The sequence below is a fragment of the Rhizobium sp. RM genome (assembly GCF_013390595.1).
Classification (GTDB): Bacteria; Pseudomonadota; Alphaproteobacteria; order Rhizobiales; family Rhizobiaceae; genus Agrobacterium.
The window spans coordinates 540,371-554,098 of the sequence record NZ_JACAWV010000007.1 but is presented as its reverse complement, the minus strand read 5'-3'; the positions used below and the strand labels follow the sequence as shown (position 1 = coordinate 554,098).

The 13,728-nt window shown below is 56.0% G+C and carries 10 protein-coding genes; 8 read left to right on the top strand and 2 right to left on the bottom strand.

Going from position 1 to position 13,728, the window contains the following annotated elements; genetic code table 11:
- Positions 1–18 precede the first annotated feature (18 nt).
- From HWX89_RS07055 to HWX89_RS07035, 5 genes are all read left to right on the top strand, one after another.
- Positions 19–1,605 (top strand): bifunctional aspartate transaminase/aspartate 4-decarboxylase, encoded by a 1,587-nt coding sequence (locus HWX89_RS07055; RefSeq protein WP_138792190.1) that lies wholly within the window; start codon positions 19–21, stop codon positions 1,603–1,605.
- A 128-nt stretch (positions 1,606–1,733) separates the two neighbouring features.
- Positions 1,734–2,399, top strand: coding sequence for a CBS domain-containing protein (locus HWX89_RS07050; protein WP_138792191.1), 666 nt, complete (start codon positions 1,734–1,736; stop codon positions 2,397–2,399).
- A gap of 45 nt (positions 2,400–2,444) precedes the next feature.
- Positions 2,445–2,951 (top strand): cation-transporting P-type ATPase, encoded by a 507-nt coding sequence (locus HWX89_RS07045; RefSeq protein WP_138792192.1) that lies wholly within the window; start codon positions 2,445–2,447, stop codon positions 2,949–2,951.
- 57 nt (positions 2,952–3,008) lie between these two features.
- A complete protein-coding gene (locus HWX89_RS07040; RefSeq protein WP_138792193.1) occupies positions 3,009–5,369 on the top strand; it encodes a phosphoketolase family protein in 2,361 nt (786 codons plus the stop codon).
- Between the two features lie 154 nt (positions 5,370–5,523).
- Positions 5,524–6,636, top strand: coding sequence for an acetate/propionate family kinase (locus tag HWX89_RS07035; RefSeq protein ID WP_138792194.1), 1,113 nt, complete (start codon positions 5,524–5,526; stop codon positions 6,634–6,636).
- Positions 6,637–6,666: 30 nt separating this feature from the next.
- Here HWX89_RS07035 and HWX89_RS07030 read toward each other — a convergent pair whose 3' ends face one another.
- Positions 6,667–8,544 (bottom strand): ABC transporter ATP-binding protein/permease, encoded by a 1,878-nt coding sequence (locus HWX89_RS07030; RefSeq protein ID WP_138792195.1) that lies wholly within the window; start codon positions 8,542–8,544, stop codon positions 6,667–6,669.
- 114 nt (positions 8,545–8,658) lie between these two features.
- Positions 8,659–9,552 carry an SDR family oxidoreductase gene (locus HWX89_RS07025; protein ID WP_138792196.1) on the bottom strand — a complete coding sequence of 298 codons (894 nt, stop codon included), beginning with the start codon at positions 9,550–9,552 and terminating at the stop codon, positions 8,659–8,661.
- 289 nt (positions 9,553–9,841) lie between these two features.
- On the opposite strand from HWX89_RS07025, the gene HWX89_RS07020 reads away from it, so the two are divergent.
- The 3 genes from HWX89_RS07020 to HWX89_RS07010 are packed head-to-tail and all read left to right on the top strand — an operon-like array spanning position 9,842 to position 13,650.
- On the top strand, positions 9,842–10,720 hold the full coding sequence (locus HWX89_RS07020) for an N-formylglutamate amidohydrolase (RefSeq protein ID WP_138792197.1): 879 nt from the start codon (positions 9,842–9,844) through the stop codon (positions 10,718–10,720).
- Positions 10,717–12,603, top strand: coding sequence for a flavohemoglobin expression-modulating QEGLA motif protein (locus HWX89_RS07015; RefSeq protein ID WP_138792198.1), 1,887 nt, complete (start codon positions 10,717–10,719; stop codon positions 12,601–12,603). The genes HWX89_RS07020 and HWX89_RS07015 overlap by 4 nt, the downstream gene beginning before the upstream one ends.
- On the top strand, positions 12,604–13,650 hold the full coding sequence (locus HWX89_RS07010; protein WP_138792199.1) for a glutathione synthase: 1,047 nt from the start codon (positions 12,604–12,606) through the stop codon (positions 13,648–13,650). It abuts the gene before it with no gap.
- Positions 13,651–13,728 lie beyond the last annotated feature (78 nt).

The window sequence follows — 13,728 nt, the reverse complement described above, 5'->3', positions numbered from 1 at the left end:
GCTTTCGAAGGATACATCATGACTGATTATAGCCAGTACGCGAAGTTGAGCCCGTTTGAGCTGAAGGATGAACTGATCAAGCTGGCGTCCGGTCGGAAAAACGGAACAATGCTGAATGCCGGGCGTGGGAACCCGAATTTTATGGCGACGCTGCCCCGTCGCGCCTTCTTTCGGCTTGGCCTGTTTGCCGCCGCAGAGTCGGAACTTTCCTTTTCCTACATGCAGGAGGGCATTGGCGGTTTGCCCCAGATCGAAGGGATAGAGGCGCGCTTCGAGCGGTTCACCAGTGATCATCGCGATCAGGAGGGCGTCGCCTTTTTGCGCCGAGCCCTTTCCTATGTCCGAGATCAGTTGGGTCTTTCCGCCTCCCAGTTTCTGCATGAAATGGTCGAAGGCATCCTCGGGTGCAACTATCCTGTTCCGCCGCGAATGCTCAGGGTCAGCGAGGAGATCGTTCGGCAATATCTCGTCAAGGAGATGATCGGTGGCTTCATGCCTGCCGGTGATGTCGATGTCTTTGCAGTGGAAGGCGGCACGGCCGCCATGACCTATATCTTCAACACGATGAAACAGAATGGTCTGGTGGCACGCGGCGACAAGGTCGCGATAGGTCTGCCTGTCTTCACGCCTTACATCGAGATCCCCCAGCTCGATGAGTATGGTTTGACGCAAGTGGCGATCAACGCGGACCCGGCATCCGGTTGGCAGTACCCGGACTCCGAGCTGGAAAAATTGAAAGATCCTGCGATCAAGGTGTTCTTCTGCATCAATCCAAGCAATCCGCCTTCCGTAAAACTCGATGATCGGAGCTTGAAGAAGATCGCGGATATCGTCGCCAACGACCGCCCCGACCTCATAATCCTCACTGATGATGTTTACGGCACTTTTGCCGACGAGTTTCAGTCGCTGTTCGCCCGGTGCCCCAACAACACCATCCTTGTCTATTCCTTCTCAAAGTACTTTGGAGCAACAGGCTGGCGTCTCGGTACGATCGCGACCCACCGGGATAACGTCCTGGATCGCAAGATTGCAGACCTGCCGGAAAAGGCAAAGGAGGCACTGGATCGTCGTTACAGCTCGATTGTGACGGATGTCAGCACGCTCAAATTTATCGATCGGCTTGTCGCCGACAGCCGCACCGTTGCCCTTAACCACACGGCCGGCTTGTCGACCCCGCAGCAGGTGCAGATGGTGCTGTTTTCCCTGTTCGCTTTGATGGACGAGCACGACATGTACAAGGCGTCGCTCAAGAAGATCATTCGCCGCCGCGAAGCTGCGCTTTATCGTGAGTTGGGCATCGAGCTCGTGAAGGACCCGAACGAGGTCGATTATTATACCCTGCTTGATCTGGAGGAGATTTCGCAAAAACTCTACGGCGCGGAATTTGCCGCCTGGGTTAAAAGCGCCTTCACCGCCAACGAGCTATTGTTCCGCATCGCTGACGAAACGGGTATCGTGCTTTTGCCCGGCCGCGGTTTTGGTGCACAGCACCCATCAGGTCGTGCCTCTCTCGCCAACCTCAATGAATATGAATACGCCGCCATCGGTCGAGCGTTACGCGGTTTGGCTGACGAATATTATCGGCAGTTTAGCAACGGGAATTGACGATCGACAACGATTTTCCCGTTCAGGTCTGTCACTTTAGTCCAACGAAGCGGGTGTAGAAAATGATGTCGGCTGAGATCGGTCGGCATGTTCATTCCTATACATCGCTCAAGCCGCCAGGAGGTTGCATGGAAGCCAAGGACATCATGTCGACGGATATTGCGACAATTTCGGTCGACGGCAGTATCCGTCACGCGATCGATATCATGGCAACCAAGAAAATATCCGGCTTGCCGGTGGTCACCGGGGAGGGCGAGGTTGTCGGAATGCTAACAGAAGGCGATCTGATGCGGCGAGCCGAATTGGGCGGTGGTCGCGGAACCGACCCTTCTTTACCTGTCGATTTTCAGCTCTATGTTCAAGGAAATAGCTGGCGTGTTCGCGACCTGATGTCCGACAGCCTGATCACTGTAAATGAAGAGACCCCTCTGGCGAGGGTTGCCGAAATCATGGCGACGATGGGCGTAAAACGCCTGCCCGTGATGAACGAACGCCGTATGGTTGGAATTGTCAGCCGCTCCGACGTCCTCAAATCAATGCTGCATGCACCGTTGGACAAGATTGCCCCTGGTGATGACGCGATCGCGATAGCGGCGGCGGCTCGTCTTTCAGCCGATCTTGGTATTCCCAGGCAGCAGGTTGCAGTTTCGGTATCATCGGGAATCGTCACTGCAACCGGGACTGTGAAAAGCGACGTCGAGCGACGGGCGATCCGCGTCGTCGTCGAAAGCCTCGGTGGCGTGGAGGGATATCACGACCAGCTCTCTTTGGAAGGTGAAGCAAAATCGGCGTAGCCCGATTTAGGGTCGACGGAAAATAGTGCTGTAAGGGAGTGATGGATGAACATGCAGGAGAAGACGATATCCGCTGCTTCCTCCATCAAATGGCATTCTGTAACCCCGGCTGCCGCACTATCAGGCCTTGAGTCGACCGATGAGGGGCTGGCAAACGAGGACGTCGCCAAGCGGCGCAATGCCGTTGGTCGCAACGAATTGCGGTCGGCTCCGCCAACATCCGCCATCACCCGCTCTCTAAGGCAACTCAACAACACCCTGATCTGCTTCCTGATTGCCGCAGCCATTGCTGCGGCCTTCCTGAGCCAGGTGGTCGACGCGATCGTGATAATTGCCGTTGTTGTCGTGAATTCCATCGTCGGATTTTTTGCGCTGGTCATTCTGCAACTGGCGATGACGTATCTGCCCGCTCTGCAAGCTGGCCTTGGCACAGAGGCCCTTTCTTTCAGCAATCTCATTGTGGTGGTGCTGGTCGGCGTCGTCATGATGACCGTTCTAGAGTTCGAGAAGGCAATCATGCGGAGGCTTGGGCTGCTGCGTCAGGAGATTTGATCGGATTTGTCCACGCCAAGGCATTGGCTGCCGTGTTTAAACTGGAGATGTATCGGAATGCTGGATCATAACGAACTGTCGCTCATCGACCGTTATTGGAGCGCTGCAAATTATCTTTCCGTCGGCCAGATCTATCTGATGGACAACCCGTTGCTGCGCGAACCGCTCAAACCGGAGCACATCAAGCCGCGCCTTCTCGGCCATTGGGGTACAACACCCGGTCTGAATTTCATCTATGTCCATCTCAATCGTATCATTCGTGAGAGAAATTCCGACGTCATCTATGTCTGCGGCCCCGGCCACGGTGGCCCAGGAATGGTTGCCAATACCTATCTCGAGGGCACCTATTCGGAGGTCTATCCTGATATAAGCGAGGATCAGGCGGGTCTCGCCAAGCTCTTCAAGCAGTTTTCCTTTCCGGGCGGAATTCCAAGCCACGTCGCACCAGAAACCCCGGGCTCCATTCACGAAGGTGGTGAACTTGGTTATGCGTTGGTGCACGCTTACGGTGCAGCACTTGATAATCCCGATCTCGTTGTCGCCTGCGTTGTGGGTGATGGCGAGGCCGAAACCGGCCCACTCGCGGCAAGCTGGTTGTCTAGCAAGTTCATCAACCCGGTCCGTGATGGCACCGTTCTGCCAATTCTCCATCTGAATGGATACAAGATTGCCAACCCGACCGTGCTTGGGCGTATGGATGATGGGGACGTGCGGTCGCTTTTCCTCGGTTACGGTTACGAGCCGATTTTCGTCGAAGGGTCTGACCCCGCTCTTATGCATCAGGCGATGGCGGCCGCATTTGACCGTTGCTTCGACATGATCGCCGAGATCAAACAGGCGGCCGCTGCCGGAACCTTGGTCGGCAGCCCGCGTTGGCCGATGATCATTCTGCGCAGTCCAAAAGGATGGACAGGGCCTGCTGAAGTCGACGGTAAAAAGGTTGAAGGTTTCTGGCGGGCACATCAGGTTCCGGTGTCGAACTGCCGGTCCGACGACGCTCATCGTGAAATTCTGCTCGACTGGCTGAAGCGCTATCGCCCTGATGATCTGTTCGACGAAAGCGGAAGGCTGAAGCCGGAACTGCGCGCCATCGCGCCCACTGGGCAGAAGCGTATGAGTGCCAACCCGCACGCAAACGGCGGTATTCTGCGGAAGGAACTCGTGCTTCCCGCCATCGCCGATCATGCTGTTGCCGTTGATGTGGGTGAGCGGGGCGCCCTGATGGTGCAGACGACCGAGATTCTCGGCCGTTATCTTCGCGATGTCCTAGCGCTCAACGACAAGGATGCGAACTTCCGGATATTTGGTCCGGATGAAACGGAATCGAACAGACTGGGTGCCGTATTCGATAACACCGATCGTGTATGGATGGAAAAGATCGAACCCTACGACGTTCATCTGGCTCGTGATGGCCGGGTTATGGAGGTTCTCAGCGAGCATCTATGCCAGGGTTGGCTGGAAGGTTACCTGCTTACCGGGCGTCATGGCTTCTTCTCCTGCTATGAAGCTTTCATCCACATTGTCGATTCCATGTTCAACCAGCATGCCAAATGGTTGAAGGTGACCCGCGAGCTGGAATGGCGAAAACCGATCTCGTCACTCAACTACCTGTTGACCTCCCACGTCTGGCGCCAGGATCACAATGGGTTCAGCCACCAGGACCCCGGGTTTGTCGACCTTGTCGCCAACAAGAAAGCGGATATCGTCCGCATTTATCTGCCCCCGGATGCCAACACGCTCCTTTGGGTCGGGCACCATATTCTCGGAACCTATGACCGGATCAATGTTGTCGTCGCCGGGAAACAGCCCGAACCACAATGGCTGACGATGAACGAGGCTGTCGCGCATTGCGAAGCAGGCATGGGGACGTGGGATTGGGCGGGCACCCATACGGACATGCAGCCAGACGTCGTTATGGCCTGCGCTGGAGACGTTCCAACCATGGAGACAATGGCGGCGGTTATGTTGCTACGTGAGGCGATCCCTGATTTGCGCGTCCGCGTGGTCAATGTCGTCGATCTCATGTGCCTGCAATCCAAGGAGCATCACCCGCATGGATTTTCTGATGCGGATTTCGATGCATTGTTCACAACGGATCGGCCGGTGATCTTTGCGTATCACGGCTACCCATATCTCATTCACAGGCTCACCTATAAACGGACGAACCACCGCAACATCCATGTCCGTGGCTTCATCGAGGAAGGGACAACAACGACACCGTTCGACATGACTGTGCTGAACCAGCTCGACCGTTTCCATCTCGCTCTCGAGGCAATTGCAAGGGTGCCAGGCCTGAAGGATACGGCTGCCCCGACGGTCGCGGTACTGGAAGCCAAAATCGCCCAGCACCATGCCTATGTCAGGGAGTATGGCGAGGACATGCCGGAGATCGTCAGCTGGAAATGGCAGTCACAATAGACCGAAGCATCAGGCGAGAAGAGTTGCGAGGTGCCGTCGTTCGGTCGGCAATCCCTCGTGTGGCTTTTCTCTCATTCGCCCGTGATCGGTTGCCGCGGCAAGTGTCGAGTGGCGCATCATTGCCTGGCTGAAAGACGTAAAAAGGGGTTATCGGATGATCGATATTCTGCTCGTTTTGAACACCGGTTCCTCCAGCCTGAAATTTGAGGTTTTCGGCTATGAAAATCTCGACAAACTGGCAAAAGGCAAGGTTGCCGGCATCGGAACGGATGCGAGGCTGACAGCAACAATCGAAACGACGGGCACGCATATCGATCGTTCTCTTGATGCCCATGACCATGTTGCCGCGATGGGCGCTTTGATGGATTTGATCGACCGTTTCGACGATGGTTGGCATATGGTCGCAGCAGTGCACCGTATCGTGCATGGTGGTCCAGACCTTGTCGATCCGGTCATCGTGACACCGCAGGTCAGAAAGCAGCTGGAAGCGCTGGTGCCCTTGGCGCCTCTTCATCAGCCCTACAATTTGGCGGGCATCGATGCGTCCGACCGCCTGGCAGATGCACCAGATATTGCGTGTTTCGACACCGCGTTTCACACCGGCCAGAACGCACTCTTCCGAACATTTGCAGTGGAGGGGGATCTGCGGAGCAAAGGTATTCGCCGATATGGTTTCCATGGCATTTCCTATGACTGGATCTCCCGGGTGCTGGCGAAGGAGCATCCGGACCTCGCAAGCGGGAAGGTTGTTGTCGGGCATCTTGGTAATGGAGCAAGTCTTTGCGCGCTCTCGAACGGTAGGAGCATCGACACGACGATGGGGATGACGGCTCTCGATGGCTTGCCGATGGGCAGCCGCCCGGGCGCCATTGATGCCGGAGCGGTGACCTATATGCTGCGCGCACTTGGAATGCCGGTCGAGAAGGTCGAGGAGGCACTTTACGAACGCTCCGGTTTAAAGGGACTGTCGGGCGTCAGCAGCGACGTGAAAACGCTGATGGAAAGCGATGATCCGCAAGCGCAGTTCACACTCGACTATCTCGCACTCAAGGTCGCGCAATACACGGCGATGATGGCCGTTTCGATGGGCGGCATCGATGCGCTGGTCTTTACAGGTGGGGTCGGGGAAAATGCCACTTCTGTTCGCGATGCAGTTCTGGCCCGGCTTGCTTTTCTGCAGCCTTTCAAAACGCTCATCATCCCCGCAAACGAGGAAAGAATGATGGCGATTTATGCCAAGGAGCTGTTGGAGAAACGCCAGTCTTAATCGCTAACCCCTGTATCCTCCCCCTAGGTCTCACAGGCGGATTTTAGGTCGCCTGACCAGACGTCTCAGCATGTTGCGCTTTTTGTGGGACCGAAGAAGATCGATATCGCTGACCAGTTTGGCGCCTCCCTCGCGGCGCTCAAGGGTGATCTTTCGGCTGTGAAAAGCCTCGAGTTCGGCTCTGTGGGCGACACTGAGGATGGTGGAATCGGGCAGCTCGTCGATCAGACGCTCCATGATCTTGTCCTGGCTCTTGTCATCGAGTGCCGAGGTTGCTTCGTCGAGTACGACGATATCGGGTCTGTGAAGCAGGAGACGTGCAAACGCCAGCCTCTGTTTCTCTCCGCCTGACAGCGTCTGGTCCCATGGGGCATCTTCTTCGATCTTCTCCGACAGGTGGCCAAGTCCGACCTTTTCGAGCGCTGTCTTGACCTCGTCGGGCGACCAGTCGTCCGACGCACCCGGGTAGGTGACGGCGCGCCCCAACGTACCGAGCGGAATGTAGGGCCGTTGCGGCAACATGAAAAGGCGCTTGTCTGGATGCAGGTCGACACTACCGCCGCCCCACGGCCAGAGGCCTGCGATTGTCCGCACGAGCGTGCTCTTGCCTGATCCGGATTCGCCGGAAACCAGCACGCGCTCGCCTTGTTTAATCTCTACCTCCGTTTCCGTCAGCACAGCAGTGCCATCGTTCAGCGAGACCGAAAGATCGTTCAGGCTGAGGATTGCGTCGCCCTCAATCTTGCCGTGCTTGACGCGGCCGACCGCATCACTTTTCTCAGTCTGCTCAAGGCCGTCGAGTGAAACCATGAGAGATGCGACGCGTCGTGCGCAGGCATTCCAGTCGGCGAGCCGCGGGTAATTGTCGACCAGCCACCCAAATGCGCCCTGAACGATCGCGAAGGCAGATGCGGCCTGCATTACCTGGCCCAGCGACATGCTGCCATCCAGAAATTTCGGCGCACAAAGCAGGACGGGAACGACAGGGGCAAAGAGGCTCGATACCTGTGACACCAGCGTCGTGCGCATATATTGCCGCGCCAAACGAGCCCATTGGTGCAAAGCTGCTGAAAACGTCTTGTTGAGGTCGTTGCGTTCTTCTTCCTCTCCCCCGAGCAAGGCAATGCTCTCGCCGTTTTCTCGTACACGCGTCAGCGTGTAGCGAAACTCCGCCTCAGCCTGGTTCTTGAGCTCCGAAATACGGACAAAATTTCGCCCGATGACAACCATCGATGTGGACGTGATCGTTGCGTACAGCAGGGCGGTGATAACAAGGAAACCGGGGACGGTGAAACTCGTTCCTGCAATGGTGAATGTCAGAGATCCGCCAATTGTCCAGAGAACGACGATGAATGTGGAGGCCGACAGAAAGGCGGAGGTAACACCGGCAACAAAGTCGACCGGTGCTTCCGTTGCGATGCGCAAATCCTCAGAGATGCGTGCCTCCGGATTTTTGTGGTCGCCACCGATCAGGTTCAATTGGTAATAGCGACCGTTGGCAAGCCAGCGGGCGATGATGTCCGTCGTCAGCCATTTGCGCCAGCGACGTTGTATGATCATGCGGAAAAAAACCTGGATCACCACAAGCGACATGCTGCCGATCACCAATGGAATAAAGATCGCGCTGAGGAAATAAACCGTGCCGGCGTCGCGTTGTTCTATCGCGTCGAAAAGATTGCGGTTCCAGACGTTGATACCGTATTGGAAAACGACATTGGTGCAGAGGAGTGCAACCAAGCCAATCGAGCAGGGCCAGGCGAGCTTTGGGCCACGGCGGCTCCAGAAGCCACGGGCACTACGCCAGAAGCGCGACAACAGGTATTTTCTACGCGCCCGCTCAGCTTCTTCGGGCGTCAACTCTCGTTCTGTAACTGCATCGTTCGGCGTCTGTGCGGCCTCGGTGTTCATTCTTTCGGTCAGCCTTTGGTATGAGCCTTGATGTCTGCCTGATCAGATCGTGACCTTTCGATTGTTCTCAACATCGGCCTTGCTCAGCCTCGCCCTGCAAAACGATGCAACTGGTCATGCGATGCCCTTGCCACCTGTTACACCGTAGACTTCGCCGTTGATGAAGCTCGCGTCCTGCGAAGCAAGCAGAACATAAATCGGTGCCAGTTCGACAGGCTGACCGGGACGGCCAAAGTCGCTGTTTTCACCGAAGTGTTGAACCTTCTCATCCGGCTGTCCACCGCTGGGCTGGAGGACAGTCCAGAACGGACCTGGAGCGACGACGTTGGCACGCACGCCCTTTTCGATGAGCTGCTTCGACAGCGCCTTGGTGTAAGCGACAATGCCAGCTTTGGTCGTTGCATAATCCAACAGGATCGGGGAGGGCTCGTAGGCCTGGATGGAAGCAGTGGTAATCACGGAAGAGCCGGGCTTTAAGTAGGGCGTCGCCGCCTGCGCAATCCAGTGAAGCGCGTAAAGATTGGTCTTCATCGTCTGGTCGAAATCATCGGTCGACAGCGCACTGATATCGTCACGATACTGCTGCCTTGCTGCGTTGATAACGAGGATATCGAGGCCATCCAAATCGCTAACGGCCTTTTCGACCATCTCGCGACACCATGTTTCCTGCTTGATATCGCCTGGAAGAGCCACGCCAATTCGGCCTTCTGCCTCGATGAGTTCGATTACCCTTTCGGCGTCAGTCTCTTCTTCTTCAAGATAGGAGATGGCAACGTCCGCACCCTCGCGTGCAAAAGCAATGGCAACGGCACGGCCAATACCGGAATCGCCGCCGGTAATCAGTGCCTTTCGCCCTGTCAGTTTTCCCGACCCTTTGTAACTTGCTTCACCGTGATCAGGTAACGGCACCATGTTTTGTGCAAGTCCCGGCATCGTTTGAGGCTGGGACTGAAATGGCGGCGAGGGGTAAAGTTTGCGCGGGTCCTGGAGTGTCTGCCGGTCGGTCATCGTTGTTCTCCATAACAATTTGAATGGGAGCCGCGACCGAAACGTAGCTCACGGCGCGCAGGGATGTTCGGTTTGATATTTAACGTTCGCTTCGGCGCGTCGTTCCATGAACGGTTGTTTGCCGTGAATTTTAGCAGGGTGAAATCCTGACGGACCATATTGGCTATTTGGGACTGAGGGGCTTCCGCCAGTCCGCCAGACATTGGAAATCTGAATACGCATCGTAACAAATTTGGCGTTCGCGCGTTTGTACCGTGACAGGGGCAACCTCAGCACGGGAGAGAGATGAATGACGGGCGCCGAATACCGGGAGAAATCTCGAAACGTGATATCTTCCGCCAACGGGAATTCTCTCAAGACGCTGATTTCGCCACCCCCCACACCCTTCGCTTTATGGAGCACCGAGCGTGGACTGTCGCCAATCGTCGCGACAGCGATCCATGAAGGACACAATATCCGTGATGATATTCTCAGCTTCTACGCGATCGACCACGATGAGCGTCTTCGTGAAGAAGACCCGTACACGGAATACACGATGCGCGACGTGCCAAACCGTATCGTATTCCATCGGTCCCGTTTCGAAGTGGATATCAATCGCAGCCGCGATGGTGCAGTCTATCTAACGCCGGAGCAGGCATGGGGTCTGAATGTGTGGACGGACGCCCTCACACAGGATCAGATCGATACGTCCTTGCAAGTGCACGATGCCTATTATGAGATGTTGTTCAACTTTCTCCGTGGCATCGAACGCCAGTTCGGTCACTTTGTCGTACTGGATATCCATAGCTACAATCACCGTAGAGACGGTCCAGACGCCGCACCGACACTGCAGTCGAAGGCGCCCGATATAAACATCGGAACCTTTTCCATGGATAGGGCGCGCTGGGCGCCAGTCGTCGATGCCCTCATCGACCACTTCCGATCCTTCGAAATCAACGGCAGGCCTGTTGATGTGCAGGAAAACGTGGCGTTCCAGGGAAAAGGCGAACAGACGCGATTTGTCCACGAACATTTTCCCCTGACCGGCTGTGCGATCGCCGTTGAGTTCAAGAAGTTCTTCATGGACGAATGGACCGGTGAACCGGACAGAAGCGTGCTCTCACAGCTTCGCAACATCGTTGCAACGGCTGTTCCCGTGCTCGAGAAATCACTGGCGGGCCCCTCATGAAGCAGGTTTCATTAGAGAAACAGCGCGATGATGACTGGCTGGAGGATATTGTTTCATGTCTTGCCGCCGGCAAGTCTATTCGTCGGGACCTGCCTGGAGGTGGTCGTCTGCATATTGACCGCCCGCTACCATTCCTTTGCGTGCATATTGCCGAAGACGATGCAGAGCCGGTTGCCCGAGACATCGCCCGTGCCAACGCGTCTTACTTGATCGCGCCGCATGCCGCGCCCGCGATGGTGGTTATCGAGGCAATCGCTGTCGTTCTTCGCAAACGCTTCGGGGCCTTCGTTCTCTTCGATATCGGAGAGCTGACGCAGGACAGATTCCTGACCGAAGATGCACCCTTTCTGCCGCCGTTTGAAATTGCCTTGTGGGCAAGCGCTGACATGGTGGACGCTGCGGAAATTTTCACCACTGTCGTCAGCGATAGCGAAGCGAAGTTTCGGACGCCACGCGTGAAGAGAGCTGAAACCCCACCCTTAAGAGAGGACAAGGTGTTGGGGCGTGATCTGCATTGTTCGACGCTGGCTGTCCGGTTTGCCCCAGTCTACCGACAGCCGGGCAGCAATGAAATTTATCCCGAATTGCGTGAACAACTCGTCTCGCTGCTGTTTGATGCGGGCTTGCGGGCGATCTCGCGTTTCATTGAAAGCCAGAAGGTTCTGACGCCCAAAACCCATAGGGCATTGGGTCGCAAGACATTCGTTGACACAGTGACGCGCGTTGATCGCAGCATAGATGAAGTGGCGTCGACGTTTGATTTTCTGTTGGCTGTTACACCTATCAATGCCGAAGCGGCGTTTAACGCGTTCAAGTCCGATGGGCGGCGTCCGAAATTCCTTTATCGCCCATTGGCGTTTCAGGTCGAAGCGACCAAACGGAAGCTGTTTTCGATTTCCTTCGATCACCTCGAAGACCCGGTTCTCTACCAACTATACAGAGAGAAACAGCACGAACTCGATATTCAGCTTTCGCTGTTATCTTCTCGCGAGAAGCCGCAATTTATTGAATTCGGACGTGCGCTTTACGGTCCCGTCGAGCCATCGCTGCTGGAAGAGGCAAAAACAATTCTCGCGCATTCGAGTGATCCCGCGTCTGGCAACGACGACGATGACGGGTCGGAAGACAGAATTGCCGACTGTTTTCATGTCGAGCGACGCGCCAGAACGATGATCGCCGCATACCATCGTCAATTGACAGAGTTCGAAGTCGCGGTTGAACTGCGAGACGACTTGCCATCCGGCTTGATGGTATCAGGTCACCGCCTGCTGATCGCGCGTTCGACACTGATGGATAAACGCCGTGTCGAGCCTCTGCTGGCACATGAGATCGGCGTCCATCTTCTTACCTATTTCAACGGTTCGGTGCAGGGCCTGCGGCTGTTTCGCTCCGGGCTTGCTGGTTATGAAGGCATGCAGGAGGGGCTGGCGGTCTTTGCCGAGTACCTGGCCGGCGGCATGACGACGGCGCGTCTCAGACTGATCGCGGGTCGGGTCGTCGGGTGTGCCGCGATGCTTGAAGGCGCAACATTTTCCGAGACATATTCCCTTTTGGTTGACGACCATGATTTCACGCCGCGTGCGGCATTCAACCTGGTTCTTCGCCTTTATCGTGGCGGCGGCCTTGCCAAGGACGCGATATATCTCCGGGGGCTGCTTGCGTTGCTCCGGCACCTTCGATCCGGAGGGGCGCTTGAACCATTCTGGATGGGCAAGATCGCGGCCTCGCATTTTGAGGTGATGCAGGAACTCGCGGATCGAGGGCTGCTGCGGATGCCAGCGGTCCGACCGCTTTACCTGGAGACGGACGAAGGGCGAGGCCGCTTGGCACATGCCAAACAAGGCTTGCGCCCGTTAGAAATGATTCAAAGGCAGGAGACGTGAATGCGGATTGCTTTTTTTGTGAACTCTATCGCGGACGAGACGGAATTTTACACGACCACGGCGCTTGCATTGGCTGCAATAGCGCGCGGCCACGACGTCTGTTATCTGACGCCGGGCGATTTCGTGCTGCGGCCTGACGATAGCCTTATGGTGCGTGCGACCGTTGCCAAGGGCGGAAAATCGAAAAAGGCTGATGCGTTCGTTTCGGCCCTGCAGCATAAGGAGGCCGAGATACAGACGATCCCGGTCGAAGATATCGATGTTCTCTTCCTGCGCAACGATCCATCCCTTGATGCTGACGAGCGGCCTTGGGCGGCACAAGCCGGCATTATTTTCGGCCGTCTTGCGGCGGAGCGGGGTGTGCTGACGGTGAATGATCCGGATGGTCTGGCTAGCGCTCAAAACAAGCTTTATTTTCAGGGCTTTCCGGAGGCCGTTCGTCCGACGACGCTCATCTCGAAAAGCATCGAAGAAATCCGCGCCTTTATCGACAAGCAGAAGCAGGGCGCTATTTTGAAGCCACTCCAGGGGTCGGGCGGCAAGAATGTATTCAAGATCAATTCGAGCAAGGAAGCCAATCTCAACCAGATTTTTGAGGCCGTAAGCGGTGAAGGTTACCTGATCGCTCAGGGGTATCTTCCCGATGCGACGGCGGGTGATATCCGCCTTTTCCTGATGAATGGTCGCCCGCTTCAACGGGATGGTGCTTATGCTGCCTTCCGCCGGGTTCCCGCCAAGGGAGAGGTGCGTTCGAATATGCACGTAGCGGGCACAGCGGCCGCCGTGGAGATCACGCCCAAGATACTTGCAGTTGCCGAGATGGTGCGGCCAAAGCTCATTCAGGACGGCATGTTTCTGGTCGGCCTAGATATCGTTGGCGATAAAATTCTTGAGATCAATGTTTTTACTCCCGGTGGCCTGCCGAACATTGCGGAACTGCACGGTGTCGATCTGTCAGTCGATGTGATCACCTCTCTCGAGCAAAAGGTCGAGATGCGGAAAAACTATGGAGGACAGATCTCCAACCGGGCTTTGGCGACACTTTAGGCTGCAGAAACCTCCGGCAAGACGCGGAACTGAACGCGATTGGTGGAGTTACGTTATTGTCGCCAACACGAGGAGAAT

Coding starts and splice junctions, on each gene's coding strand:
- HWX89_RS07055 (WP_138792190.1), top strand. CDS start 19: ATGACTGATTATAGCCAGTACGCGAAGTTGAGCCCGTTTGAGCTGAAG.
- HWX89_RS07050 (WP_138792191.1), top strand. CDS start 1,734: ATGGAAGCCAAGGACATCATGTCGACGGATATTGCGACAATTTCGGTC.
- HWX89_RS07045 (WP_138792192.1), top strand. CDS start 2,445: ATGAACATGCAGGAGAAGACGATATCCGCTGCTTCCTCCATCAAATGG.
- HWX89_RS07040 (WP_138792193.1), top strand. CDS start 3,009: ATGCTGGATCATAACGAACTGTCGCTCATCGACCGTTATTGGAGCGCT.
- HWX89_RS07035 (WP_138792194.1), top strand. CDS start 5,524: ATGATCGATATTCTGCTCGTTTTGAACACCGGTTCCTCCAGCCTGAAA.
- HWX89_RS07030 (WP_138792195.1), bottom strand. CDS start 8,544: ATGAACACCGAGGCCGCACAGACGCCGAACGATGCAGTTACAGAACGA.
- HWX89_RS07025 (WP_138792196.1), bottom strand. CDS start 9,552: ATGACCGACCGGCAGACACTCCAGGACCCGCGCAAACTTTACCCCTCG.
- HWX89_RS07020 (WP_138792197.1), top strand. CDS start 9,842: ATGACGGGCGCCGAATACCGGGAGAAATCTCGAAACGTGATATCTTCC.
- HWX89_RS07015 (WP_138792198.1), top strand. CDS start 10,717: ATGAAGCAGGTTTCATTAGAGAAACAGCGCGATGATGACTGGCTGGAG.
- HWX89_RS07010 (WP_138792199.1), top strand. CDS start 12,604: ATGCGGATTGCTTTTTTTGTGAACTCTATCGCGGACGAGACGGAATTT.